Annotated in this window: 22 protein-coding genes and 1 pseudogene; 15 read left to right on the top strand and 8 right to left on the bottom strand. The window is 60.0% G+C overall.

Features of this window, described 5'->3' with window-relative positions:
• The first annotated feature begins 4 nt into the window (after nt 1-4).
• From lysA to J3A98_RS25110, 5 genes are read left to right on the top strand one after another with little or no spacing between them, the layout of a single operon-like run.
• Nucleotides 5-1,252: a diaminopimelate decarboxylase gene (gene lysA, locus J3A98_RS25130; protein WP_176682840.1), complete on the top strand. Its 1,248-nt coding sequence runs from the start codon at nt 5-7 to the stop codon at nt 1,250-1,252.
• 4 nt (nt 1,253-1,256) lie between these two features.
• Nucleotides 1,257-2,087, top strand: a complete 831-nt coding sequence (gene dapF / locus J3A98_RS25125) for a diaminopimelate epimerase (RefSeq protein ID WP_014592814.1) — start codon at nt 1,257-1,259, stop codon at nt 2,085-2,087.
• A 13-nt stretch (nt 2,088-2,100) separates the two neighbouring features.
• Nucleotides 2,101-2,811 carry a DUF484 family protein gene (locus tag J3A98_RS25120; protein ID WP_209969222.1) on the top strand — a complete coding sequence of 237 codons (711 nt, stop codon included), beginning with the start codon at nt 2,101-2,103 and terminating at the stop codon, nt 2,809-2,811.
• The gene (gene xerC, locus J3A98_RS25115; protein ID WP_176682842.1) at nt 2,811-3,710 is read left to right on the top strand and encodes a tyrosine recombinase XerC; all 900 of its coding nucleotides are present in this window, start codon (nt 2,811-2,813) and stop codon (nt 3,708-3,710) included. Before J3A98_RS25120 ends, xerC begins: the two co-directional genes overlap by 1 nt.
• Nucleotides 3,707-4,402, top strand: coding sequence for an HAD-IA family hydrolase (locus tag J3A98_RS25110; RefSeq protein WP_176682843.1), 696 nt, complete (start codon nt 3,707-3,709; stop codon nt 4,400-4,402). The genes xerC and J3A98_RS25110 overlap by 4 nt, the downstream gene beginning before the upstream one ends.
• 180 nt (nt 4,403-4,582) lie before the next feature.
• Here the strand turns inward: J3A98_RS25110 and sutA are convergent, their stop codons facing one another.
• The 3 genes from sutA to glnK all read right to left on the bottom strand — a co-directional run bounded on the left by sutA (nt 4,583) and on the right by glnK (nt 7,058).
• Nucleotides 4,583-4,912: a transcriptional regulator SutA gene (gene sutA / locus J3A98_RS25105; RefSeq protein ID WP_021783509.1), complete on the bottom strand. Its 330-nt coding sequence runs from the start codon at nt 4,910-4,912 to the stop codon at nt 4,583-4,585.
• 429 nt (nt 4,913-5,341) lie between these two features.
• Entirely contained in the window at nt 5,342-6,673 is a 1,332-nt protein-coding gene (locus tag J3A98_RS25100) for an ammonium transporter (RefSeq protein ID WP_176682844.1), read from the bottom strand.
• Nucleotides 6,674-6,719: 46 nt separating this feature from the next.
• Entirely contained in the window at nt 6,720-7,058 is a 339-nt protein-coding gene (glnK, locus tag J3A98_RS25095) for a P-II family nitrogen regulator (RefSeq protein WP_002555808.1), read from the bottom strand.
• 536 nt (nt 7,059-7,594) lie between these two features.
• Here glnK and J3A98_RS25090 point away from each other — a divergent pair.
• The gene (locus J3A98_RS25090) at nt 7,595-7,861 is read left to right on the top strand and encodes an accessory factor UbiK family protein (protein WP_003253640.1); all 267 of its coding nucleotides are present in this window, start codon (nt 7,595-7,597) and stop codon (nt 7,859-7,861) included.
• Nucleotides 7,862-8,215, top strand: a complete 354-nt coding sequence (locus tag J3A98_RS25085) for a gamma-glutamylcyclotransferase family protein (RefSeq protein ID WP_020190994.1) — start codon at nt 7,862-7,864, stop codon at nt 8,213-8,215. It abuts the gene before it with no gap.
• Here the strand turns inward: J3A98_RS25085 and J3A98_RS25080 are convergent.
• The gene (locus J3A98_RS25080) at nt 8,169-10,244 is read right to left on the bottom strand and encodes a DUF4034 domain-containing protein (RefSeq protein ID WP_209969219.1); all 2,076 of its coding nucleotides are present in this window, start codon (nt 10,242-10,244) and stop codon (nt 8,169-8,171) included. The two genes, J3A98_RS25085 and J3A98_RS25080, sit on opposite strands and share 47 nt — an antisense overlap.
• Before the next feature lie 256 nt (nt 10,245-10,500).
• Here J3A98_RS25080 and J3A98_RS25075 point away from each other — a divergent pair, with 256 nt between their 5' ends.
• The 6 genes and pseudogenes from J3A98_RS25075 to J3A98_RS25050 form a co-directional block, all read left to right on the top strand.
• Complete coding sequence (locus J3A98_RS25075; protein ID WP_281067766.1) at nt 10,501-11,697, top strand: YifB family Mg chelatase-like AAA ATPase; 1,197 nt, start codon at nt 10,501-10,503, stop codon at nt 11,695-11,697.
• 244 nt (nt 11,698-11,941) lie between these two features.
• Nucleotides 11,942-12,910 (top strand): site-specific integrase, encoded by a 969-nt coding sequence (locus J3A98_RS25070; RefSeq protein WP_245354969.1) that lies wholly within the window; start codon nt 11,942-11,944, stop codon nt 12,908-12,910.
• Nucleotides 12,895-14,595 (top strand): hypothetical protein, encoded by a 1,701-nt coding sequence (locus tag J3A98_RS25065; protein ID WP_173881300.1) that lies wholly within the window; start codon nt 12,895-12,897, stop codon nt 14,593-14,595. The genes J3A98_RS25070 and J3A98_RS25065 overlap by 16 nt, the downstream gene beginning before the upstream one ends.
• 611 nt (nt 14,596-15,206) lie before the next feature.
• The gene (locus J3A98_RS25060; RefSeq protein ID WP_173881302.1) at nt 15,207-16,631 is read left to right on the top strand and encodes a site-specific integrase; all 1,425 of its coding nucleotides are present in this window, start codon (nt 15,207-15,209) and stop codon (nt 16,629-16,631) included.
• Complete coding sequence (locus tag J3A98_RS25055) at nt 16,618-17,067, top strand: hypothetical protein (RefSeq protein ID WP_173881303.1); 450 nt, start codon at nt 16,618-16,620, stop codon at nt 17,065-17,067. The genes J3A98_RS25060 and J3A98_RS25055 overlap by 14 nt, the downstream gene beginning before the upstream one ends.
• A gap of 135 nt (nt 17,068-17,202) precedes the next feature.
• Nucleotides 17,203-17,652, top strand: a pseudogene (locus J3A98_RS25050) (ATP-binding protein); the annotation flags it as partial.
• 67 nt (nt 17,653-17,719) lie between these two features.
• On the opposite strand, the gene J3A98_RS25045 reads toward J3A98_RS25050, so the two are convergent.
• Together J3A98_RS25045 and J3A98_RS25040 are read right to left on the bottom strand one after the other, a co-directional pair.
• Nucleotides 17,720-18,088: a response regulator gene (locus J3A98_RS25045; protein WP_209969210.1), complete on the bottom strand. Its 369-nt coding sequence runs from the start codon at nt 18,086-18,088 to the stop codon at nt 17,720-17,722.
• On the bottom strand, nt 18,085-19,077 hold the full coding sequence (locus tag J3A98_RS25040; RefSeq protein ID WP_209969952.1) for a response regulator: 993 nt from the start codon (nt 19,075-19,077) through the stop codon (nt 18,085-18,087). The genes J3A98_RS25045 and J3A98_RS25040 overlap by 4 nt, the downstream gene beginning before the upstream one ends.
• A 238-nt stretch (nt 19,078-19,315) precedes the next feature.
• Here J3A98_RS25040 and J3A98_RS25035 point away from each other — a divergent pair, with 238 nt between their 5' ends.
• Entirely contained in the window at nt 19,316-24,364 is a 5,049-nt protein-coding gene (locus tag J3A98_RS25035; protein ID WP_209969206.1) for an ATP-binding sensor histidine kinase, read from the top strand.
• Between the two features lie 93 nt (nt 24,365-24,457).
• On the opposite strand, the gene ycaC is transcribed toward J3A98_RS25035, so the two are convergent.
• Together ycaC and J3A98_RS25025 are read right to left on the bottom strand one after the other, a co-directional pair.
• On the bottom strand, nt 24,458-25,084 hold the full coding sequence (ycaC, locus tag J3A98_RS25030; RefSeq protein ID WP_003253573.1) for an isochorismate family cysteine hydrolase YcaC: 627 nt from the start codon (nt 25,082-25,084) through the stop codon (nt 24,458-24,460).
• Between the two features lie 73 nt (nt 25,085-25,157).
• Nucleotides 25,158-25,520, bottom strand: coding sequence for an AraC family transcriptional regulator (locus tag J3A98_RS25025; RefSeq protein WP_012054076.1), 363 nt, complete (start codon nt 25,518-25,520; stop codon nt 25,158-25,160).
• Between the two features lie 180 nt (nt 25,521-25,700).
• Here J3A98_RS25025 and J3A98_RS25020 point away from each other — a divergent pair, with 180 nt between their 5' ends.
• Complete coding sequence (locus J3A98_RS25020; RefSeq protein ID WP_176682851.1) at nt 25,701-26,675, top strand: GlxA family transcriptional regulator; 975 nt, start codon at nt 25,701-25,703, stop codon at nt 26,673-26,675.
• The last annotated feature ends 152 nt before the right edge of the window (nt 26,676-26,827 follow it).

Here is a 26,827-nt window from a genome sequence, read left to right as displayed (position 1 = left end):
CCAGATGAACGCTTTCAACTACCGCGACGGTGAACTGTTCGCGGAAGGCGTGGCCCTGTCGGCCATTGCTGAACGTTATGGCACCCCAACCTACGTGTATTCGCGCGCCCACATCGAGGCCCAGTACCGGAGCTACGCAGATGCCCTGCAAGGCACCGAGCACCTGGTGTGCTTCGCGGTCAAGGCCAACTCCAACCTTGGCGTGCTGAACGTGCTGGCGCGCCTGGGCGCAGGCTTCGACATTGTTTCCGGTGGTGAACTGGAGCGTGTGCTGGCCGCTGGCGGGCGTGCCGACCGCGTGGTGTTCTCCGGCGTCGGCAAAACACGTGAAGACATGCGCCGCGCCCTGGAAGTTGGCGTGCACTGCTTCAACGTCGAATCCACCGACGAGCTGGAGCGCCTGCAAGTGGTAGCCGCCGAAATGGGCAAGGTTGCCCCGGTTTCGCTGCGGGTCAACCCGGATGTCGATGCCGGTACTCACCCGTACATCTCCACTGGCCTTAAAGAAAACAAGTTCGGCATCGCCATCGCCGATGCCGAGGCCATCTACGTGCGCGCCGCACAGCTACCGAACCTGGAAGTGGTCGGAGTCGACTGCCACATCGGCTCGCAGCTGACCACCGTCGAGCCATTCCTCGACGCCCTCGACCGCCTGCTGGTGCTGGTCGACCGCCTGGCCGAGTGCGGCATACACCTGCGCCACCTGGACCTGGGTGGCGGTGTCGGCGTGCGCTACCGCGACGAACAGCCGCCACGGGTGGCCGACTACATCAAGGCCATCCGCGAGCGCGTGGGCAAACGCGACCTGGCCCTGGTGTTCGAGCCAGGCCGCTACATCGTCGCCAACGCAGGCGTGCTGCTGACCCGCGTGGAATACCTCAAGCACACCGAACACAAGGACTTCGCCATCATCGATGCAGCGATGAACGACCTGATCCGCCCGGCCCTGTACCAGGCCTGGATGGGTGTCAGCGCGGTCAAGCCACGTGCAGGCGAAGGCCGTGCCTATGACCTGGTCGGCCCTATCTGCGAGACCGGCGACTTCCTCGGCAAGGACCGCGTCCTCAATCTGGCCGAAGGTGATCTGCTGGCCGTAGAGTCCGCGGGCGCCTATGGTTTTGTCATGAGTTCCAACTACAACACCCGCGGCCGTTGCGCTGAAATCCTGGTCGACGGCGACCAGGCGTTCGAAGTACGCCGCCGCGAGACCGTCGCCGAACTGTATGCTGGCGAAAGCCTGCTGCCGGAGTAAGTCCATGCTGCTGCGTTTTACCAAGATGCATGGGCTGGGCAACGACTTCATGGTCCTGGACCTGGTCAGCCAGCACGCGCACATCCAGCCCAAGCACGCCAAGCAATGGGGTGACCGCCATACCGGTGTCGGCTTCGACCAGTTGCTGATCGTAGAGGCGCCGAACAACCCGGAAGTGGACTTCCGCTACCGCATCTTCAACGCCGACGGCTCCGAGGTCGAGCAATGCGGCAACGGTGCGCGCTGCTTTGCCCGCTTCGTGCTGGACAAGCGCCTGACCGCGAAAAAGCGCATCCGCGTGGAGACCAAGAGCGGCATCATCGTGCTGGACGTGCAGAACGACGGCCAGGTGAGTGTCGACATGGGCCCACCCCGCTTCATCCCTGCCGAAATCCCCTTCGTTGCTGACGCGCAGGCGCTGAGCTACCCACTGGAGGTCGACGGCCAGCTGCATTCCATAGCCGCCGTGTCCATGGGTAACCCGCACGCCGTGCTGCGTGTCGACGACGTGCATACTGCCCCCGTGCACGAGCTGGGCCCGAAGATCGAAAACCACCCACGCTTCCCACAGCGGGTGAATGCCGGCTTCATTCAAGTCATCGACCGCCACCGCGCCAACCTGCGCGTGTGGGAACGCGGCGCCGGCGAAACCCAGGCTTGCGGCACCGGCGCCTGCGCCGCGGCCGTGGCGGCGATCAGCCAGGGCTGGATGGACTCCCCGGTGTCCCTCGACCTGCCCGGTGGCCGCCTGCACATCGAATGGGCCGGCCCCGGCAAGCCCGTGATGATGACCGGCCCGGCCGTACGCGTCTACGAAGGACAGGTTCGTCTCTAAACGAGTAACCGCCATGACCGATCAGCCCAAGGTTGTACCCAAGCAGTCCGCCGAGCTCGATGCCGAAGCGGTGGTCGCCTACCTGCGCGCCCACCCTACCTTCTTCGCCGAGCACGACGAGCTGCTGATCGAACAGCACATCCCGCACCAGCGAGGTGACAGCGTGTCGCTGGTGGAACGCCAGCTCAAGCTGCTGCGTGACCGCAACATCGAAATGCGCCATCGCCTGTCGCAACTGATGGACGTGGCCCGCGACAACGACCGGCTGTTCGACAAGACCCGCCGGCTGATCCTTGACCTGCTCGATGCCGGCAGCCTGGAAGAAGTGGTAATGGCGGTCGAAGACAGCCTGCGCCAGGAATTCCAGGTGCCCTTCGTCAGCCTGATCCTGTTCGGCGACAACGTCGCGCCGGTCGGGCGCTGGGTCAGCAATGCCGAGGCGCAGCAAGCCATCGGTGCCCTGCTGGGCGGTGGCAAGACCGTCAGTGGCAACCTGCGCGAGCACGAGCTGGCTTTCCTGTTCGGTGAAGAACAGCGCCAGGAAGTGGGCTCCAGCGCCGTGGCAGCTCTTGAGTACCAAGGGCTGCACGGGGTGCTGGCCATCGGTAGCCGCGACCCGCAACACTACAAGAGCAGCGTCGGCACCCTTTTCCTCGGCTATATCGCCGAGGTGCTCGGCCGCGTTGTGCCACGCGTTACCCAGACCCTGCGCTCGGTACGCTGATGAAACGCCAGCTGGAGGCTTATTGCGCACACCTGCGCAACGAGCGCCAAGTGTCGGAGCACACCTCGCTGGGCTACCGTCGCGACCTGGAAAAAGTCATCGCCTACTGCGAAGAGCACGGCATTGCCGACTGGCAGGCGCTGCAAATTCAGCAACTGCGCCAGTTGGTCGCTCGCTTGCACCACCATGGCCAGTCCCCGCGCAGCCTGGCACGCCTGTTGTCGGCAGTGCGCGGCCTGTACCGCTACCTCAACCGCGAAGGCCTGTGCCAGCACGACCCGGCCACCGGCCTGAGCGCGCCCAAAGGCGAGCGTCGGCTGCCCAAGGTACTGGATACCGACCGCGCACTGCAGCTGCTCGATGGCGGCGTGGACGACGACTTCATCGCCCGGCGTGACCAGGCGATCCTCGAACTGTTCTATTCCTCGGGCCTGCGCCTGTCCGAGCTGACCAACCTCGATCTTGATCACCTCGACCTCGCCGCCGGCCTGGTGCAGGTACTGGGCAAGGGTGGGAAGGCCCGCGTGCTGCCGGTGGGTCGCAAGGCTCGCGAGGCGTTGCAGGCCTGGTACCGTTTGCGCGGCATCGGCAACCCGCGCGACCGTGCAGTGTTCATTACCCGCCAGGGCAATCGCATCAGCCCCCGGGCCGTTCGGCTGCGGGTAAAGGCCGCCGGTGAGCGTGAGCTGGGCCAACACCTTCACCCGCACATGCTTCGCCATTCTTTCGCCAGCCATGTGCTGGAATCGTCCCAGGACCTGCGCGCGGTGCAGGAGATGCTCGGCCATGCCGACATCAGCACGACGCAAATCTACACCCACCTGGACTTCCAGCACCTGGCCGCGGTGTACGACAGCGCCCACCCTCGGGCCAAACGCAGCAAAGGCACAGACTCATGAGCATCAAGCTGATCACCTTCGACCTCGACGACACCCTGTGGGACACCGCGCCGGTGATTGCCACCGCGGAAGTCGTGCTGCGCGACTGGCTCGAGGCCAACGCACCAACCCTCGGCAGCATACCGGTGGAGCACCTGTTCGCCATCCGCGAGCGCCTGGTGCAAGCAGAGCCCGGCCTCAAGCACCGCATCAGCGCCCTGCGCAGGCGCGTGCTGTTCCATGCCCTGGAAGAGGTCGGCTACAGCGAGCAGCACGCGCAAGCGCTGGCCAACGAGGGCTTCGAAGTGTTCCTGCATGCCCGCCACCAGGTGGAGATCTTCCCAGAGGTGCAGCCGGTGCTTGAGATCTTGCGCCATCAATACATCCTGGGCGTGGTCACCAACGGCAATGCCGACGTCAGCCGGCTGGGGCTGGCCGATTATTTCCGCTTTGCCCTGTGCGCCGAGGATCTGGGCATTGGCAAGCCAGACCCGGCGCCGTTCCTCGAAGCGCTACGCCGTGGCGAGGTGGATGCGGGTGCGGCGGTGCACATCGGCGATCACCCTGGCGATGACATTGCCGGTGCCCAGCGCGCCGGTTTGCGCGCGGTGTGGTTCAACCCGCAGGGCAAGACCTGGGCTGGCGAACAGGCGCCGGATGCCGAGATCCAGCGCCTGTCGCAACTACCTGACGTGCTTGCGCGCTGGCGCTGACGGGGCCGCTTTGCGGCCCATTCGCGGGCACGCCCGCTCCCACAGGGACCGCGCAGGTCCTGAACCCTGTGGTGAACCTGTGGGAGCGGGCGTGCCCGCGAAGAGGCCGGAACAGGCAACACAAAACCCACAGGCATAAAAAAGCCCGCAGCGACGGCGGGCTTTTTTGCGATCAGCCACTCAGATAGGGCGGCTGCCGTACTTGTTGTCTGGCTTCTTGGGCGGGTCGGCGACCACGTTGGCCTCGACTTCCTGCACCTTGCCGCCGCGAGAAAGGAATTCTTCCATCGCCTTGGCCAGTGCATCACGCTCTTTCTGCTTGGCTTCCATGCTCGGCATCTCGTCTACCGAGACTGCTGCCTTGGATTTGCCCTTGGCAACGGGTGCCGGGCTGCTGTCATCATCGCCAGCGTCTTCCACGCCGTCATCAGCCGCCGCCTCGAGGCCCTCATCACCCTCGTCTTCGTCGCCTACTTCGAGGTCATCATTTTCCAGATCGTCGTCGCTCATGTTCTACCTCATGACTTGCGAAAAGCAGGTTGGTTATAGACCAGTGCAGCCGTAGACCGGCAGCCACCAGTGAAAATTCAACTGGCCGTGGGTTAGGCCACTGCCCTTGGGTCGGCACTCCTGATGGGAGGCGGTACCCAGCAGGCCCTGCTCCTGGCAGGACCTGACAAATCCATTAGCCCCTGCTGGCCACACGCTATTGGCAAGCCTAGCAAAGGCTGGCGAAGTGTGTGGACTACTCGTCAAACACCCTTCGGCGCGCATTCTAGCGCGCCCGTGGAAAAAGCAAAGCACCATAAACGCCCTGCGACTTGTAAGTTTTTTACCTACGTCACGAACGTGTCGAATAAACCGTTTGCCGTGCGGGAAATGCTGAAAAACTGGCAAAAAAATGCCCGGCAAGCCGGGCAAGTTTTTACCGCGTCGCAGTTACAGGTTGTAGCCGCGTTCGTTGTGCTGAGCCAGGTCGAGGCCGACCGACTCTTCTTCTTCGTTGACCCGCAGGCCCATCACCACATCCAGCACCTTGAGGATCACGTAGGTGACGATGGCGGTGTAGACCACGGTGAAAATCACACCTTTGGCCTGGATCCAGACTTGCATGCCGATGTCGGTGACAGTACCGAAGCCGCCCAGTGCCGGGGCCGCGAACACACCCGTGAGGATGGCTCCGATGATGCCGCCAACACCGTGCACGCCGAACGCGTCCAGCGAATCGTCATAGCCGAGTTTGCGCTTGAGCGTGGTGGCGCAGAAGTAGCAGACCACACCCGAAACCAGGCCGATAATCAGCGCGCCAATCGGCCCGACGGTGCCCGCAGCCGGGGTGATGGCGACCAGGCCAGCCACCACGCCCGAGGCGATGCCCAGCGCACTTGGCTTACCGTGACCGATCCACTCGGCGAACATCCAGCCCAGTGCGGCGGCGGCGGTAGCGATCTGAGTGACCAGCATGGCCATCCCGGCAGTGCCGTTGGCAGCAGCAGCAGAGCCTGCGTTGAAGCCGAACCAGCCGATCCACAGCATCGCCGCGCCCATCAGGGTATAGCCGAGGTTGTGCGGGGCCATCGGGGTGGTCGGGTAGCCTTTGCGCTTGCCCAGTACCAGGCAGCAGACCAGGCCTGCGATACCGGCGTTGATGTGCACCACGGTGCCGCCAGCGAAGTCCAGTACGCCCCAGTCCCACATCAGGGCACCGTCACCGCTCCACACCATGTGTGCGATCGGCGCATACACCAGGGTGAACCAGATGCCCATGAATACCAGCATCGCCGAGAACTTCATGCGTTCGGCAAAGGCGCCGACGATCAGCGCCGGGGTGATGATGGCGAAAGTCATCTGGAAGGTGATGAACACCGCTTCAGGGAACAGCGCGGTGGCCGAGGTCAGGCTGTCAGGCGTGACACCGCTGAGGAAGGCCTTGGAGAAGCCGCCAACGAAAGAGTTGAAGTTGAGCACGCCCTTTTCCATACCGGCGGTATCGAAGGCCATGCTGTAGCCGTAGACGACCCAGAGAATGCTCATCAGGCCGGTAATTGCAAAGCACTGCATCATCACCGACAGCACGTTCTTGGAACGCACCATGCCGCCATAGAACAGGGCCAGGCCCGGAATGGTCATGAACAGCACCAGCGCCGTTGCGGTCAGCATCCAGGCGGTGTCGCCGGAGTTCAGCGCTGGGGCAGCTTCCTCTGCCAGGGCAAGCCCGGGCATTACGAGGGACAATAGGGCTCCTAGCCCTGCGATCTTACGCAGAGTCATGTTGTTTTCTCCTGGGGCGTTGGGTTTGGTGAGGCTTTGTTGCTGCTTAGATCGCGTCGGTATCGGTTTCGCCGGTACGGATGCGGATCGCCTGCTCCAGATTCACCACGAAAATCTTGCCGTCACCGATCTTGCCGGTGTTGGCTGCCTTGGTGATGGCTTCGATTACCCGATCAAGGTCCTTGTCATCGATGGCGACATCGATCTTCACCTTGGGCAGGAAATCAACCACATATTCAGCACCGCGATACAGCTCGGTGTGGCCCTTCTGCCGACCGAAACCTTTGACTTCGGTGACGGTGATGCCCTGCACGCCGATTTCCGACAGCGACTCGCGTACGTCGTCCAGCTTGAACGGCTTGATGATGGCTGTGACTAGCTTCATGAAACTCTCTCCCGATTTGGTGGACTTGCCCCAGGAAAACAAACCCGTCTCAAGTCTAAGCGCAGCGGTTGGCTTTGTAACGCGTCGTCGGCACCCGGCTCCGCGTGCGCACTGCCTGGTCACAAGGAACTGCTTCAGTGCATGGCTCGTACAGGTCATTGCAGAAACCTTGCCAGTTCCGACAAAGCGCCGAAAAACAGAGCGTTATGTGATTTGGTCGGGATTGGCCAGTCGCCAGCATGGGAAACATGCACAATTTCGGTGCGCAGCAGCGGGGCAAGTTGCGCGAAAAATGTGCAACGGATTAGTAACCGCAGATCATTCTTTTGTGGGAGCAACTGTCTTGCTCAATTTCTAAAAGTTGGCGCGATTCCTGTGGGAGCGGGCTTGCCCGCGAACACGGGCGAAGCCCGTGCCATCCACCGCGGTGTCTTCTTCGCGGGTAAACCCGCTCCTACGAAGGCCAGTGTGCACTCAGGCGCCAGGTTTGTGCGTGCTACACTGGCGGCCATTTCTCCGTTTCAGTGGACAGCCCCATGCTCGCGCCCAAAGCCCTTCTCGATGCCCTGAGCGACCAGGCCTCGCGCCTGTTCAGCAGCGATGCCGCCCAGCCCCGTGCGGAACTGGAAAGCCAGTTCAAAGTGTTGATGCAAGGTGCCTTCAGCAAGCTGGACCTGGTCAGCCGTGACGAATTCGACAGCCAGATGGTCGTACTGGCGCGTACCCGCGCACGCCTAGAGGCCTTGGAAAAACAGGTAGCCGAACTGGAAGCCCGGTTGAACCCAACCTCACAGGATGAGTGAATGCAGCCCTCCAGCGCATACCCGGTACTGTTGTTTTCCTACGGCACCTTGCAGGATAAAGCCGTGCAACTGGCCAACTTTGGCCGTGAGCTGAACGGTCAGGCCGACCGCATGCCGGGCTACCGCCTGGATTGGGTCGAGATCACCGACCCAGGCGTACTGGCGACCAGCGGCAAGTCCCATCACCCCATCGTTTCCCCCAGCAGCCAGGCGAACGACAGCGTGGCCGGCATGGTCTTCCAGATCAGCGAAGACGAACTGGCTGCAGCGGACCGCTATGAAGTTGCCGACTACAAGCGCGTCGCCGTCACCCTTGCATCGGGCCTGACAGCCTGGGTTTATGTACGTGCCTGAGACGGTCCGATGCAGGCTGAACCCGCAACGACTCGGTGTGGGTAAAGGCCTGTTTCGGTGGTAGCTCACTTGCATGCAGTGTGCCGCGGAACAACGCCGCCCCGCACTGAGTAAACAGCGTCTTCACCCGATTGCGCGAATTGAGGATCTCGGCCTGGATATCACCAATGGCCGTATCCCGTGGCTGCAAGCTGGCCGCTCGCTTGACCCATTCGATGGCGGCAAAGCGGCTTTGCTTGCGGGTGCCGCGCCCCTGCATCCAGGCCAGCCCCAGTTCGGCGCAGGCACGCCCGGCAAGCCGCGGGTCCGGGTGCTCGACCAGGCTCAACAGGTAAGCAACCGCCTCGGTTCGCTCCTGCGTCTCACCAAACCGGCGTAACAAAATTCCCAGATGCAAACGCGCACGCGCGTTGATCTGCGCGTTGCCCAACGCGTCGACAAGCAGGCGCCTGACCGCCAGCATGGCACTGCGCTCGTTCAAATCCTCATCGCCATCCATGCGCAGGCAGGCCAGATTGTACTTGGCCTGCCTGCTACCCGCCTCCACCGCACGCTGCAGCCAATACCCGGCTGCTTCGTCATCCAGGTAATGCGCCGGGGTGTTGGCCAGGCCGCCGTGGTGCAGCTCGTACAAGGCCAAGGCAGCACCCGGCAGGTTCAGTTCGGCGCAGCGTTCATACAGGTAACAGGCCACTTCATGCCGGTTGGCTGCCCACAGCAACCGTGCCACTTCAAGCACTTCGAACCCCGGTGCCTGGCCCGCGCACTGGCGATTCACCGCCCGTTGCAACCATAGCCTTGCCTGCTCGGCCGAGCGTGGCAGCGCCCACAGCCCGAAACGGTGCCCGGCCGCGCGCAATGCACAGGCAGCAGCATGTGAACGGCCGTCACACAGGCGCTCAATGGCGCCGTGTAACAGTTGCCTCTCATCTGCCATGCCATCGCGCAGTATCAGCTCGGCCAAACAGCGAAAAGGCACGCCCATGGCGCGGATGGTGCCGAGATCGGCATTGCACGCCAAGCTCGCGGCAAAATCGCGCATCGCGCCAGCATGGTCGCCCGATGCCCTGCTACGCAGCGTCCCCCGCCATGCCAGAACAACGGCACGCTCTCTGGGCCTTAACGGGCGTTCTGACCAGTCTTCGACCACCTGCTGCCAGTCGGCGACGGCCTGCAACGGGTCAGCCTGTGGCAGCATCAGGCGGCCTTCGACGGCCATCCAGCGCAGCGCATTACGCAAGCGCTCGTCCCAGGCTACGCACAACGGGCCATTGACCAACAGCTCGAACGCATCAAGGCTGCCGCCCCAACGGGGCAGCAGGTAAACAGCAAGGGCCTGGATCGCCTCGAAGCAACCGGGGCGAGCGATCAGCGCATGGCGCAGCCAAAAATAGCGAGGGTCTTCGTTTTCATGTTCGACCCGCCTGCCCAGGCAGAGCGGCAGCGCCTGAGGAAGCTCGGCCAAGGGCAACAACCCATGCTTCACCAGCAACGGCGCTGCAGCTTCCTGCACCTCTACATCGGCATGGGCACTGGGCCTGAAACGTGCGGGCTCCCCCTGAAACAGTTGCAGCAACCAACCAGGCTCATGGAACTGCGCACTGATGCGCAGCATGCCAATGGCCGCTGCCACGGGGTGAGCAGAGCGGTCCATTGCACGCAACAGGTGCGCGCTGGCGGATTCACAAATTTGCGCGACAGCCAGCAAGCGTGCAGCGTTGCGTTGGCCACCAACCTGCACCTGGCAGGCCCGGTGGAAGCAGTGCATACCCATTACCACTTGTGGGTGATATGCCCTGGGGCAGGCGTCAATCCAGGCTCTGAGCACTTGGCTCAGGGCCCTGTCACTCTGGTTTTCCTGGTCGAGCAGCATGTGCCCTTCAATGGCCGCCAGGTAGGCCGGGAACTCGCCGGTCGGGGCCTGACGCCACTGAGCCTCGAGCCTGTCGAAAAAGCGGTTGAGTTCAACGAATGCACTGGCCTGCACCAGTTCGCGAATTGCCTGGTGCGTGCAGGTGAGCGTTTGCACGGAGCAATACCTCAAGTCCATTTGAAAGAAGACGCAGTGCCATCCCATGGCAACTGCGGTTGCCCAACAACACTAAGTCATACCTGACGACTGCGCAAAGCCTATTGGATCCATTTTTGCCGAAGCCCATGAAAACGCAGGGAAAACCCCTGCCCTGAAAAACCACGACGCACACTTGTTGCGCCTGCCGTGGCAGCACTGGCTATGCTTTGCCCAGCCGCAGGAAGCGGCATTTTCCAGCAACAACGGAGTGTTCATGTCCCTAGCCCTCGTCCACAGCCGCGCCCAGGTTGGCGTGCAGGCACCGGCGGTCAGCGTCGAAACCCACCTGGCCAACGGCCTGCCTCATCTCACCTTGGTCGGCCTGCCGGAAACCACGGTCAAGGAAAGCAAGGACCGGGTGCGCAGCGCCATTGTCAACTCAGGGCTGAAGTACCCGCAGCGGCGCATTACCCAGAACCTCGCCCCCGCCGACCTGCCCAAGGATGGCGGCCGATATGACCTGGCCATCGCCCTGGGCATCCTCGCCGCCGACGGCCAGGTGCCGATTGCCACCCTGGCCGATATGGAATGCCTGGGCGAACTGGCGCTGTCGGGGAAATTGCGCCCGGTGCAGGGCGTGCTACCTGCGGCACTGGCGGCACGCGAAGCAGGCCGGGCGCTGGTGGTACCACGGGAAAATGCCGAGGAAGCCAGCCTGGCCGGCGGGTTGGTGGTGTATGCGGTGGGCCACCTGCTGGAGTTGATCGCCCACCTGAACGGCCAGGTGCCGCTGCCGCCCTACGCTGCCAACGGCCTGATCCTGCAGCAACGCCCCTACCCGGACCTGAGCGAAGTGCAGGGCCAACTGGCAGCCAAGCGTGCCTTGCTGCTGGCTGCGGCCGGTGCGCACAACCTGCTGTTCACCGGGCCGCCCGGCACCGGCAAGACCTTGCTCGCCAGCCGCCTGCCCGGGCTGCTGCCACCGCTGGACGAGCACGAAGCGCTGGAGGTGGCGGCAATCCAGTCAGTCAGCGGGAAAGCGCCGCTGAATAGCTGGCCACAGCGCCCCTTTCGCCACCCCCATCACTCTGCGTCCGGCCCGGCGCTGGTCGGTGGCGGTAGCCGACCGCAACCAGGTGAAATCACGCTCGCCCATCACGGCGTGTTGTTTCTCGACGAACTTCCGGAGTTTGAGCGGCGCGTACTGGAAGTGCTTCGCGAGCCACTGGAGTCAGGTGAAATCGTGATTGCCCGTGCCCGCGACAAAGTGCGTTTCCCCGCGCGCTTCCAGCTGGTGGCGGCGATGAACCCCTGCCCTTGTACAGTTAACATGCACGTAGGAAGGTTCACACCCAACGACGTGACCCATGGACACCAGTATAGGAGGAGCACGCTTGGGGACACTCGAACGTATCAACGCCCCGAGGCACTTAGCTGTCGTCGACGACGAAGGGGTGCGATGGGAAATTAACGACCAAAGGAGCACTCTTAAAAAACTACCACAGATAGTGTGGAGCGATAACACTCCTTGGAGGGAAGCCAATCTGTGGGCGTTCGAACGGGCCTGCGACAAGAGATGCAAGCTTAAAACAGTTCTTTCCGTTATGTCCCACCTTCACGCTTATGCAAAGTGGCTAGAAGCTGAAGCATTACCATGGTGGCACTTCCCTGCAAGACAATCGGATCGATGTCTAGTCAGATTCAGAGGGCACCTGATGGCGGAGATTGATAGCGGAAATCTCGCCAACTCCACAGCAAAGCAGAGAATGTCCGCGGTTATTCGATTCTATCGCTGGTTAGTCGCTGCAGGATTGCTTTCACCAGAATGGCCTATGTGGAACGAGAAAAGTATAGGGATTCGTTTGGTAGAGGATTTTGGACTTGAGCGCACTATGCGTGTAGCAAGTACCGACTTGGCGATACAAAATCGTAAAAAAATTGGCGACCCCTTAGAGGATGGGTTGATGCCAGTTCCGCGAGATCATGTTGGAAAGATCCTAGAGTACGCATCGCAGAATGCCTCTTTAGAGTTCTATCTTATGCTCAGGATCGGATTTGCCACAGGAATGAGATTTGGAACTATTGCGGACTTGAAAATAGAGACCATATACAACGCGATTGAAGACCACCGATTCAGAGGGTTTTATACTATTCGTGTTGGCTCCGCTGCAAGACCCTCTGTCCATACTAAGTTTGATGTGACAGGCGACATCTGGATCCATGCCGACGACTTAGAATTACTTCGTGACTATATCTATAGCCACCGCAGACTTATGCGACAAAGACTGTCGTCCATGGCCAATAACAACCACATTTTTCTCACAAAATTCGGCGTACCTTTTGGAAACGATGATGACAGCTACAGTCGAGCGATGACTGTTGAGCTCGGGCGCTTAAGAAAAAAAGCTGCCACTGAAGGATTTGAGTACCTGAGAGGTTTCAAATTTCACCAGGCTCGCTGTACGTATGCGACAGAACTGGCAAGAACCTTGTTGCGTCACGGTAACGCAGGAATGGCTGTGGAAATAGTTAAAACTGCGTTGCTGCATAAAGATGAGGCGACGACCTTGAAGTATATAAAGTTCATCGAAAAAACAAATGTCATGGCCAAAGCTGCAAATGAGTTTTCAACTGATTTTCTTGGACTTGCCTCTTGCGAGCTGTACTCATGCACCGCCCTTTAAATTTTCCAAGCATCTCCTATGGCACACATCAAACCCCGCATGACCTACGAGTGTTTGCATATCCAGGTGCTGCAGCGCTCAGAGTTGATATTGCAGCATCTGGTTTAGCCCAGAGCCTTCTTGGTCCGATTGATAGTAGCCGACTACCTCTTCTCTCCGACCTGCACGCGGCAATTCTTTATCAGCTTCAACTCGGGAGAAGCGAAGTTACAGTAGTGGCTCGTATAGAGCATCTGAGAAGGTTCTACATTTGGGCGGACGAGCAGTGCATGTCCGTCACACATGAAACTGTTGAAAGAGCATTCTACGGCTGGGTCGAGCACCTAATTTATCGAATCACCATCCAGAAATCATTCAAGCAGGTCAATGCTTGGCGCGTTGCCGCATCTGTAGATCGCCTCATTTCTAGCGTCCTTGATTTGGAGCTTGGCCTGATTCGTAACACCCGACTGACCTCGACAACCAAAGCCAAACACCCCGTAAAGAAATCAGATAAGACCAATTTGTCCGATGCATTCAAATATGGCCACGCTCTTTTAGACATCGTGAACGGACTTCCTTTGGAAATCATTTACGGAAAGCTGCCCATATTAATCAATCTTCGAGATGGAAATACATTAGTTGAGTGGTGTCGCCTCAAGAAACCCGAAGACGTTAAGTCCCTTCTAAAGCGACCTTCCCGAGCCGCTTACATAAGTGACGCACGAAAGCGATGGGAGGATGAACACTCTCTTCGAACGAGATATGCCGTAATAAATCTCAGAATAGAAGCTGAGCTACTAATTTTCATTTCACAAACCAGCATGAACCTCGCTCAAGCCATTGCCTATACACGAGGCCAGTTCCGATTTCAGTCTAATGATGACGCAGTTAATGTATTCAGAGCCTACAAAGGAAGGCGAGGCGGAGAAGTTGAATTTAGAGTTTTCAAAGAATACGCTTCGATTTTCAAAAAATACCTAGCGTGGCTTGACGCTATTTTCGGACCAGACGAGATGCGTCTTTTTCCATTTTATCACCCGCACAAGCTTCCATCAAAACTGAAGCGACATACATTCCAAGCCATAGAGAGCAGGCTAACGCCGCTTGGCTACAAAATATTCAAACCAACTGCTTTGAGAAACCTGAAGGTTAACTGGCTTCTGAGACAACGGCTGACGCCGGGGATCGTTTCAGAAATGGCTCAACACACTGAAGAAACGCTGCTTCAGGTCTATGAAAAACCGCACCATCAAACTGCTACGATGGAAATTACACGATTCCTTAAAGAATCTGACCCATCATTAACGCCTGCTGGCCCTGGCGCCTGCTCAATAACCTGCGGCCCTCCGTCGCCTATTGAGAACACACCTAAAGAAGCGCCTAAACCTGACTGCATCAATGCTAGTGGCTGCTTGTTCTGCTTCTTTCACAGGGATGTAGATTCACTAGACTACATGTGGACCCTGGCGACTCTTCGCTATTGTAAAATGCTGGAGCTAGAAACCTACATCTCTCCAGAAAAAAAGGCACCTGCTCATCCCGCTCATGCAACAATCAAGAGGATATCCGAAAAACTGAATGCAATTGCGGCAAGTAGTAAAACTAGATCAACTTGGGTGGTTGAGGCAATGGCTAGAGTTGCTGAAGCCAATTACCACCCTAGTTTAAATGTCACAATTCAGCTGCTGGAGGAAAGAGCATGACACCTAAATACATGCTGCAAGGTCTCAGCCTTGAACTGCCATATTCTTCCCCCCAAGCGGCAAACTTCCTTCCACCTACCTGGCCTCCCACAGAGGATTTTCCTATTGTAATCGATGCCAATGGCGTCGTCACGGCCAGATACGGGGACAGTGTATGGGATCTGACGCCGTGGCGCGGCCAGGTTCGCAGATTAAACTTTCGCGATGGTAAGAATAGGAAAAATACCGCACCGATTAGCAAAGATAACGCTAACATCTTCAGATTAATCGTAGCCAGTTGGTTATATACAAGCGGCTCAATACAGTCGTCCAGGACTTTGATAACTAGATTTGAGCAAATGGTTTCTATTTTTACCTTTTGCACTTCGAATAAAATACTGATATCGGACCTTGCGCGATTCCCTATCTTGCTAGAGAAGCTGCCAAATATAATCAGCTCCTCCGCTGCGGGATCTGTGATAAATATACTGCACGACTTATGGGAAAAGAGAGACCTACTAGGATTTCACATCCTAAGCGCGAATGAAATCCGAAGACTTGCTGAGTGCTTCACCAAACATAAGAAAACACAAACAAGCTACATACCCCCTCGAATATGGACATATCAGGTAATGAGACTACGTCTCGCTCTTGATGAATTTCTACGACACAAAGAGGCGATCACTGCTTGTTACAATTACTGCTTGGAGCTCTACAGTGCCGCTTCGGGTTCATTGGCTAAAGCTTGTCAGAACCCGCCTATAGAAAAAGATGCACCCCTCACCAGAAAGTACCGACCGGTTAATACACCTGCCAACTCTCAAGAGTACATGATATTCACAGACGTGGCCAAGAAATTTGGCATCTATGATCTTCTTGACGAATGGATTGGCCATAAACAGGGAATCGGCGTTTTCTCACAATATTTTGCATTTATAACTACGGTCGGCACAGCATACATAGTCAATTTTACTATGATGCGAATAGATGAAACCCATTCGCTCCGCACGGACTGCTTCTCGTCCGAGACCGACCCTAGCACGAATGAGAAAATCTATATTATAAAGGGCGAAACTACTAAGACCCTACAAGACGATGACGCCCGCTGGATCACCTCGCCATCTGTAGCAGTTGCGGTTGAAGCGATGACAATAGTGGCGCATCTTAAAACAATTGCCGCGAAGGCTAACCCTGATGTAAGCCTAACCGAGGAGGATGTTACCAACCCATATCTTATTTTAAGGCCCTATGAGCCATGGAGAAAGCAATCTCGAAACATATCACAACCAACCAAGATCAGACCTGCGCCAAAGAATTATAGTACCGCAGTAGGTAAGATGAAAAAGCTCTTCAACCCAAAGGAATTGGAAATCACACCTGATGATTTTGAGGTCGCCCGCAGAATTACACCTGATATAAACCCCGAAACCTTCCGTATAGGCGAACCCTGGCCCCTGGCTTGGCACCAACTTCGACGAACAGGTGCAGTAAACATGCTGGCATCAGGATTAGTTACCGACGCATCACTTCAGTATCAGTTGAAACATGTATCTAGGACAATGACGAGATACTATGCTAGCGGTTACTACAGCGCATCATTTAAGTTGAATGGAGAAGCTCGGTCAGAGTACATTCGTGAAATGTATGTTAATGCGGCACGAGAAATCTCATCGTTACGATCGGAGCGTTTTGTTAGTCCGCATGGCGAGAAGCGGAAAAAGCAACTATTCAATTTAATCGCAGTGAAAGATCATACTGAATTGGTGAGGGCAGCGAAGCAGGGAAATCTTCCCTACAGGGCTACAATTTTGGGTGGCTGTGCTAACCCGGCCCCGTGCTCATATGGCGGCATCGACTGCATTGTCCACTGCGCAGGAGGCGACGGCAGTCCTGCTTGCGAACACGCATTGTACGACCGTAGCAGCGTCAAGAAGTTACTCATATTAAAAAATGAGACTGAGCAGAGATTAAGATCCTCAACCGATGGTTCCCCCCTCAGAACCGCCCTAGAATATCAGATCACAGCCTTGGATAATGTATTGCATGCCATCACCTAGCCTAGCCACTAAGCCCTATGGACGCGCGGAAAAAGCATTTCGCGATTCTTTTGAACGTCTAAAAAACAATAATCCCATCAAACTTCCCAAAGGAAGCAAGGTTACCCAAAATAATGTTGCTAGAGAAGCCGGATTAGACCCATCCGCGCTAAAAAAAGCGAGGTTTCCAACCTTAGTTGCCGAAATTCAGCTTTGGATAGATCACTCTGCGGCTGAACCTGCACCTAGTAAAAATCAGATGCTTGGCGCGCAAAAAGAAAAGAACAGGTCACTCAGGGATCAGATAAAAGCGCTCCAGGAACAACGCGATACAGCGTTGGCCCTACTGGTCGAAGCGGACTCTAAGATTTTTGAACTGACACTCGAAAATCGTAGGCTACGTGCCGCAGCTCCGCCATCGAATGTAATCGCGCTCTCTACTCGGGACAAATCCTGAGGAATTCTACCGTGGACATTTTTGCTGCGAATGTCCACGGTTGAAGGAATCTACATATGGACAGATCTGGATGGTAGCCAAGCCCCGGATTGAGGGGAATTGGCCAAATGTCCACGCCAAGCTTGTAATCTGTAGCCGTGCGGCTACCTGGGCGACCCCACTGGCCGCTGCCGCTGCAGCACCGAGCAGATCGCGCGCTATCGCAACAAACTTTCCGGGCCACTGCTGGACCGCATCGACCTGCACCTGACCGTGGCTCGCGAAAGCACTACGTTGAACAACCAGCCTTGTGGTGAAACCAGTGCCGATGTCGCCGTCAGGGTAGCTGAAGCGCGGGAGCTGCAGCACAGGCGACAAGGGTGTGCGAATGCATTTCTAGACCTTGAAGGTTTAAGGCATCACTGTGGGTTGGTAGCGGCGGATCAGGTCTGGCTGGAAGGGGCCTGCGAGCGGCTGACCTTATCGCTTCGGGCGGCGCACCGGTTGTTGAAGGTGGCGCGGACACTGGCGGACCTGGAGGGATGCGAGACGATAGGCCGGGCGCACCTGGCCGAGGCCCTGCAGTACCGGCCGGGGAGCAGTTAGATTGCCAGGGTTGTGACGCCCCCCGTAGGAGCGGGTTCACCCGCGAAGAGGCCGGCACAGCCATACCTCACTGACCGCCGGCCAAAGCCTCTTCAACCACCTTCAGCAGCACCTCTTCAGAAAACGGCTTGCCCAGGCAGGCCAGTGCCCCAAGGCCCATCGCTGCCCGTACCGAGCCATCGTCCCAATGTGCCGACATGCAGATCACCGGCAAGCGCCACCCCCGCTGTGCCAGCTCACGCTGTACCTCCAGCCCGCTCATCCCCGGCATCTTCAGGTCAAGCAACACACAGCCCGCCTCGCCCGCCAGTGGCGAGGCCAGGAACGCGTCCGCGGTGGAAAACGACAAGGTCTCGAACCCCGCCGAGCGCAGCAGGTTGGCCAGGCTTTTTCGCACCGAGGCATCGTCGTCGACGATGCACACCACTCTGCTCATGCGCTGCCCAGGCTCTCAGACCGCGCGCCGAGAAGGTTGTGCATGGCCGCAAGCTCCAGCAGCGAGCGGGACTGCATCTTGTTCATGATGTTCTTCTTGTGCACCTTGGTCGTCACCTCGCTGGTGCCGATCTGCCTGGCGATCTGCTTGTGCGACAAGCCGCCGACCACCAGCGAGAAGACCTGGCGCTCACGCTGAGTCAGGCGCTGGTACTTTTCCTCGACCTGCCGCGCATGGAGCCACTTGCGGCCTTCGGCCACGGCACGGGCGCGCACTGTCTGCAACAGGGTCAGCAACTGGTCTTCATCGAATGGCTTGGTCAGAAACTCCACCGCCCCGGCGCGCATGGCCTGAACGGTCATCGGGATGGTGCCGAAGCCGGTCATGAACACGATCGGCCAGGGCAGCGCCAGCCGGCACAGCGCATCCTGTACCTCCAGGCCGCTTGTGCCAGGCAAGTGCATGTCCAGCAGCAGGCAGGCACAGGGGGTTTCCAGGCGGGCCTCGAACAGCGCCTCGGCACTGGCAAACAAGTGATGCGGGATGTCCTGCGAGCGCAACAGCCGGCCCAAAGCGGTGCGCACCGACGGGTCGTCATCCACCACCAGCACCGGCACATTCACGCGCTCATCGGGCGGCTCGACAGTCTCGGCCATGGTGTGCAGCAACGACCCACACAGTGCCTGACCCGGCACCTCGAGGCTGATCGGCGCGGCCAGACGGTAGCCCCGGCGCGGCACGGTCTGGATCAGGCCGCGGTCGCCAAAGGCCTTGCGCAGCAAGGACACCTGGACCTGCAAGTTATTGTCCTCGACCACCGTGCCAGCCCACACCTGACTGAACAGCTCGTCCTTGCCGACCACGCGGCCCTTGGCCCTGATCAGCGTGGCCAGTACTTCGAAAGCACGCCCACCCAACAGGATCGGCTTGCCGTCGACAAAGACTTCGCGCCGCTCCAGCGACACCAGGGCATTGCCTATTCGGATCATGGCTTCCTCGCGCGGGCACGGGCGTTTTCGCTGCATGGGCAGCCTAAGCCAGCATACGCATTCAGACAATTATCCCGAGGGATAGGTTGGCCTGAGGACTATACAAAAGTCCGCCAGCCCTCAGGGGACGATAACGGACAACAGCGTGCCCGTTCCTGCCAAGCAGGCTGTAACCCGCATCCATGCTGGGCCCGCTGCGTATACTCGCGCCTCAGGATGTCGCTAGCGGGGGTGCTTTATGCTCGATGAACGCCTTGCCCACAGGCCCATCGATTACGACCAGTCAATCGACGAGGGCTGGCTGAACCGATGCGAGATCAGCGCACTGGGCAAGGAAGGTGAGCTCAGCTACTTCCGCCTGCGTGACCCGGCCACACTCCAGGCCTGGATCGCCGTGCGCGCCCCGCTTGAGGCCCCTTCCGCCTGTCAGCGCCTGGAACGTGACTACCGCCTGCAACTGGACCCGCAGTGGGCGGTGATCCCCTCGGCGTTCGTGCGCTCGGCCGAAGGCCCATTGCTGGTGTACCCGGCCGGGCGCTCAGTCGCCGACCTGATCACTGAAGGCCCTGCGCCGCTGGAGCCGTTTCTCGACATCGCGGTTAACGCCGCCCTTGCGTTGGCGCAAGCGCATGAACGCAATGTGCTGCACGGTACACTGCAGCCGGAGCATGTGTGCCTGCACGCCCATCAGCAGGTGCGCCTGGGCTTCTTTCACGCCGACCCGGCAGAGCAGTTCAGCGAACAGGGATCCCCGCTCGGCAACTGGGCCTACCTGGCGCCGGAGCAGATTTGCCCGCACGGTAGCAGCTGCGACCGACGCAGTGACATCTATGCCCTGGGGGCGATCCTCTACCAGCTATTGGTAGGCGAGCTGCCGCTCGCCGGGCGCGACACCCAGCACTGGCGACAGCTGCATGCCGGCGTGCAGCCGCGGCCGGCATGCGAAGTGCGCAGCAGCGTACCGCCGCCCCTCAGCCTGATCCTGGCAAAGGCCTTGGCCAAAGAGCCGGACGCCCGCTACCAGAGCGTGCGCGCCCTTGCAGTGGATTTGGCTCACTGCCAGCGGCAGTGGGTCGCCCACAAAACCATGGCACCCTTCACCCCAGGCTGCGCCGACCCGGTAGCACCCGGCCACGCACGCCTGTATGGCCGCGGCGCCGAGCAAAAGGCTATCACCCTGCTGCTCAAGGCCTTGCATCGCGACAGCAAACCACAAGCCCTGGTCATCAACGGCGCTACTGGCATGGGCAAGTCGAGCCTGGTCGAAGCAGCGCTCAAGGCCAACGCTGAAGGTTACTGGGCCGTCGGCAAGTGCAACAGCCAGGCACAAGCCGTGCCCTACACGCCCTGGATCGAAGTGCTCGGAGCTCTGACTACCCAGTTGCTGGCCAAGAACAGTCAGGACCTCGACACCCTGCGCCGCGAGATCCTGCGCCGCATCAAAGGTCATGGCCGTCTGCTCGGCAAGCTGGCCCCGGACCTGCAACTGATTCTCGGCCCCCTGCCACAGTTACCCACCAAGCCCACGCGCCTTGCGTTGCACAAGGAACTGCACGCGATCATTGAGTTCCTGCAGGTTTTCAGCCGGCTGGGCCAACCGCTGGTGCTGTTCTTCGACGACCTGCAATGGGCCGACGACGCCACCCGGCAACTGCTGGCCCAACTGCTGGCTGACGCACCGGCCAACCTGCTGCTGATTTTCACCCGGTGCAACGATACGCCCACCACCAGCGCACAGCTGGCCATACCCGCAGCGGTGCGCTGCACCACGCTGAACCTGCGGCCGCTGGCCGTTGGGGCGGTGGCCGAGCTGATTGGCGAGCGCTTCCATGTTGCCCCCGAAGACGCATTTCAGCTGGCCGAACTGGTGCACGGCAAGACGGCGGGCAACCCGTTTTTCATCAACCAGATCCTCAGGGCCATGGTCGAGGACCAGCTGTTCATCTTCGACACCCAGGCCATGCGCTGGTCATGGTGCCTGCAGGCCGTGGCCCGGCACTGCTATTCCGACAATGTCGCCGACCTGATGGTCCACCGCCTGGGGCGCCTGGCGGCATCGCAAGGCGAGCTTTTGCGAGTCGTCAGCGCGGCGGGCAGCCACTGCGATGAACGCCTGCTTCGGCAAGTGCTTGCCCAACCGCCAGACGAACCGTTGAAAGCCTTGATTGGCGCCGGTTTCCTGCAACCGGGCCAGAACGGCTTGGGCTTCACTCATGACCGGGTGATGGAGGCTGCTTATGCACTCACGCCCGTACACGAGCGCGCCTCGCTGCATGCACGCATCGCCCTGGCCATGCGCCAGGCTTGGCCAGACCACATGCAGGAGGGGCTGTTCGAGCTCGCCAGCCAGCTGCAACGTGCCACCCCCCGCGGGTTTGCAGCGGATGATTGCGAAGCGTTCCTGCAGCTTTTACGAGATGCCGCATCACGCGCACGCGACGCCGGCGCCTTCGAACAGACCGCAGGCTACCTGCACACCGCCGAGCAGTTGTTGCACCACAGCGCCACACTGGAAAGCCGCGCCACGCATGGCTTTGCCATCGCCTGCATGGCGACGGAGTGCGACATGCAACTGTCACGAACGGTCGCGGCCGAGGCACGCCTCACTGAATGCCGACAGCGTGCCCGCTCGGTGTTGGACCAGGCACGAGCGTGCCGGCTGCAGGCATTGCTGTATACCTTGCGCGGTGACTATCAGGCAGCCATCGACAGCGCCCTGAGCGGCCTGGACTTGCTGGGTATAAGCCCGGTACGGGGCATCGACTGGCAAGAGGTCGAGGCCAGTCATGCCCATGTCCAGGCGCTGGTCGAACAGAAAGGACGGCATTGCCTGGAGTCGCTGCCGCGCACCGATTCGGAGGAGGTGATGGTTGCCATCAGCTTGTTGGCCACTCTTTCATCATCGTTCTTCGTGAAGGACGACATCTGCTTCCTGCACCTGGCCAAGCTCATGGAGATGTCGCTACTGCACGGTGTTGCGCCTGGCAGCACCTACGGCATGGCCTGGTACGGGGTGATGATTGCCGAGCGTTTTGGCGCTTACCATGATGGCCATGCCTGTTGCCTGGCCGCGCTCAAGCTGATCGAACGGCACGGTTTCGACGCTGATCTGACCAGTGCGCTGCTGGCTCTGGACCAGGTCAGCGCCTGGACCTCACCCATGGAATTCGCCCGACGCACCGCGCTGGACGCGGTCGACTCGGCGCGCCTGAGCGGTGACCTGGCGATGAGCTGCTATGCCTGCAACCACCTGGTTTCAGACTCGCTGTTCATGGGCCGCTACCTGCCGGACGTGGTCGAGGAAGTGGCGCAAGGCCTGGCCACTGTGCGTCACCACGGCTACCGCGATATCGAGCTGATCCTGCAGGCCCAGCAAGCGTTCGTCGCCAACCTGAGCGGCCTGCCCAGCCCAGCCCCGGCCGCACCCTCGAGGTCGGCCACCACGCGGTTCTTCCAGCACCTGTTCGCCGCCATGTGCGCCTTTTACATGGGCAATATCCCGAAGGCCATGCGCGACCTGGCATTGGCTGGTGACAACAGCTGGGCGGCACCGGCGCACATCAACCTGGCCGACTATCACCTGTTCCGCGGCCTGGCCCTGGGCAGCCCCGAAGCCCACGGCAGCCTTGCCGACAAGCTGCGCGAGCTACAGGCCCTGCGCGAGCGCTTCAGCCGCTGGGCCGGCTTCAACCCGGCCACCTTCCGCAGCAAGCAGTTGCTGATCGAGGGCGTGATCGCCAAGCTCGATGGCGACGGCCTGGCCGCGATCCGCTGCTTCGACCAGGCGCAGATCGCCGCCACTGCTGCCGGTTTCATCCACGAGCAGGCACTGGCCCATGAACAGCTGGCCGAGGTGTGCATCCCCAACGGCCTGATCTCCGGCGCCAACCTGCACCTGCGTATCGCCCGCGACTGCTTCCATATCTGGGGCGCGACCGGCAAGGTGCACCAGCTAGAGACGTTGCATCCGTTTCTGCGCACCCAGCCGGTTCAGGAAACTTATCGTGCCACCCACCAGGCCAGGCTGGACCTCGAAGCCGGTATCGAAGCTGCGCGGGCGCTGTCCGAGGAAGTACTGCTCGAAGGCCTGATCGAAACCCTGATGGGCCATCTGACCCAGCACTCCGGTGCCGATCATGGCGTGTTGCTGATTGTAAGCGGGGCCGAATTCCAGATGGCTGCCCTGGCCCACATCGACGATGCCGGGTTGCACGTGAGCATGGACAACTGCCAGAAGTTCATGACCCAGGCGCCGCTGTCAGTCATCAACGCCACCATGCGCACCCGCAAACCGCTGGTGCTCAACGATGCCCTTGATGAGTGCCCAGAGGCCTTCCGCCAACAATTGCAGGCACGCAACGCCCGCTCGGTGTTGTGCCTGCCGCTGGTGATCCAGGGCGTGCTGATCGGCCTGGTGTACCTGGAAAGCCGCCTTGTGCCGAACCTGTTCGGCAGTCAGCGCCTGGCCATGCTGGAGATCCTCGCCTCGCAGGCGGCGGTATCGCTACAAACGGCCAAGTTCTACACGCGTCTGGCCGAGGAAAACCAGATCCGCGCACAGATGGAGGCTGAGTTGCGCCGCTCGCGTGCGGAACTGGCACGCAGTGCGCACTTGCAGGCGATGAATGAGCTGTCAGCGTCCATCGCTCACGAGATCAGCCAGCCGCTACTGGGCATCGCTTCCAATGCCGCGGCCAGCCTGCGCTGGCTGAAGCGCGCCAACCCCGACCTGGAAGAAGCGATTGCCGGCCTGGAAGATATCCGCAACGACAGCGAACGGGCCGGCAACATCGTGCGGGCGCTGCGGTCCCTGGCCAAGCAGTCACCGATGCAACTCAAGGCGGTGAAGCTGGACGAATTGATCCGCGAGGTGGTGCGCCTGACCTCGGCCGACGCCGCCAGGGGCAAGGTGGATGTGCAGACGCGGTTACAAGCCGGGGTATGCGTGACAGCCGACCCGGTGCAGTTGCAGCAACTGGTGTTCAACCTGATTACCAATGCCTTGGAAGCATTGGCGGGGTATCGCAGTGACGGGGTGCTGAAGATTGGATCGGCGGTGGTCGAGGATGGGGTGGAAATCTGCGTGGACGACAACGGGCCGGGGATCGTGGCGGACGAGCGGGAACGTATATTCGATGCGTTTCATACCACCAAGACCGGTGGCATGGGGATGGGCTTGGCGATCTGCAGTTCGGTCGCCCAGGCCCACGGCGGACAGCTGCAGGCGCTGGTGTCGCAGTTGGGTGGATGCCGGATTCGTGTCAGTCTGCCTTTGAATTACGCATAGCCTGTGCCGGCCTCTTCGCGGGTAAACCCGCTCCTACGGTCGGCGCGGCTGTAGGAGCGGGTTTACCCGCGAAGAGGCCGGTACAGGTTTACATCATCGCGAGGCGAGCGCCGCGTAGCTGTTCATCAGGTTGCGGTAGTTGGGAATACGCTGCGACAGCAGGTTGCCCAGCCCTTCGATGTCGTTGCGCCAGTCGCGGTGCAGTTCGCAGGCCACCGAGAACCAGTTCATCATCTGCGCACCCGCCTGGGTCATGCGCACCCAAGCCGCTTGCTGCACGGTTTCGTTGAAGGTGCCCGAGGCATCGGTCACCACGAACACTTCAAAGCCTTCCGCCAGCGCCGACAGGGTCGGGAAAGCCACGCACACATCGGTCACCACACCAGCGATGATCAGTTGCTTGCGGCCCGTGGCCTTGATTGCCTTGACGAAATCTTCGTTGTCCCAGGCGTTGATCTGGCCCGGACGGGCAATGTACGGCGCATCCGGAAACATTTCTTTCAGCTCGGGCACCAACGGGCCATTCGGGCCTTGCTCGAAGCTGGTGGTGAGGATGGTCGGCAGGCCAAAGAATTTGGCGAGGTCGCCCAAGGCCAGCACGTTGTTCTTGAATTCGTTGGGCGAAAAATCCTGCACCAGCGAGATCAGGCCAGTCTGGTGGTCGACCAGCAGCACCACGGCGTCGTCTTTGTTCAGGCGCTTGTAATCGGGTTGGCTCATGGGGGTGACTCCTTGGGTTGGGATAACGGGCCGGCACTGTCCGCAGGGGGTTATACCGGTGGATAGCTTCGGCTTAAGAAAGTACCTGCGCCTGCCGCCAGGCCTTGGGTGGCTGGCCGACCAGGCGGCTGAACGCGCGGGTGAAATGGGCCTGGTCACAAAAGCCGCACTCCAGGCTCACATGGGTGATAGGCGCCTCGGTGGCGAGCAAGCGCTTGGCCTTTTCCATGCGCGCCAGCAGGCGCCAGGCCTGCGGCGAAAGGCCAGTGTTGACTTTGAACGCGCGGGAAAAATGGCTGCGGGTAAGGTTGCATACCGCGGCGATCTCAATGATCGACAACGGGCTGTGCAACATCAGCTCCTTGGCCCGGCGCAGCCGCGCGGGCGTGAGTGCGCCGGGGGTTTGCAGCGGCGCTTCGGGCGTCCCAGGGTACATGGCGACTCTCCTGTTCAATGCAGAAAGTCTCGCCCCCGGCACATGACGAAGTCCTGAGCCAAACCTGAATTATTGTTAATTGTGCGCTGCTGGCCCTGAGCGTTTTGCCGATACCTTAAGATGCGTTTCGTATTCAGCTTCTGGCCGCTACCCGCGGCCGGCATTCAAGGCGAAAGAGGTATGCAGGAAAAACCCGCACACCGCACCGTGGCCATGGTGCTGTTCAACGATGTGCTACTGCTGGATGTCACCGGCCCCATGGATGCATTCGCCATCGCCAACCGGTTCTTGCCAGCAGAACGGCAATATCGGCTGCTGACCTTGGCCGAGGGACAAGCGGTGGTACGCGGCTCATGCGGCCTGAAGGTAGTGGCAGACCGGCGCCTGGAAGACTTGCCGGAAGCCGTCGACCTGTTGCTGGTGCCCGGCGGCCCAGGGGCTTATGCCGTCGCATTGCCAGGGATCGAGCGCTGGCTACCCAAGGCCGTGCGCCAGGCAAAGCGCTTCGGTGCCATCTGCACCGGGGTGTTCCTGCTGGGGCGGGCCGGGTTACTGAATGGCTATCGCTGCACCACCCACTGGAACTACGTGGAGCGCCTGGCACAGGCGTTTCCCGAAGCCAAGGTGGAGACCGAGCAGATTTACGTGATGGACCGCTGCCTGATCACCTCGGGCGGTATCACTGCAGGGATCGACCTGGCACTGGCGGTGGTCGCCGAGGACCATGGCAAGGCGCTGGCCCTGGAAGTAGCCAAGGTACTGCTGGTAGCCCGCCACCGTCAGGGTGGGCAGACACCCTACGGGCCATTGCTGGCTGCGGTACCACGCGATGACTCGCCGATTGCCCGGGTGCAAGCCTATATAGTCGACCACATCGAGCAGGCATTCACCGTGCAGAAAATGGCCGAACTGGTGGCCATGAGCGGGCGCAACTTTGCCCGAACGTTTCTGCGCGAGGTGGGAATGACGCCGCTGCAGTACCTGCAGAATGCGCGCATCGACAGCGCGCGCAAGCTGCTCGAAGGCAGCGACCTGCCGTTAAAGGTTGTGGCAGCGCAGTGCGGGTTTGGCAGCGACCGGCATTTGCGCAAGGTATTCTGTGAGCGGATTGGCATGACGCCGGCGCAGTATCGGGCACAGTTTGGTGGGGGATGAGCGCGGGCCACTCCCACAACTGACCGCAGCCACCGTCTCTTTTTTCAGGACAATGTTTCTTCCCGACATCAGATTGTCTAATGCCAGCCCAGCCTCCAGAATCGTCGGCCAACCTGTAATAACGCTGCCCCGGCAGCTCATGGAGTAAGAGC

The organism is Pseudomonas sp. BP6, assembly GCF_017875935.1.
Lineage (GTDB): Bacteria > Pseudomonadota > Gammaproteobacteria > Pseudomonadales > Pseudomonadaceae > Aquipseudomonas > Aquipseudomonas putida_Y.
Note: the sequence above shows the minus strand (reverse complement) of the source record. Positions and strands in the feature narration are given on the sequence as shown.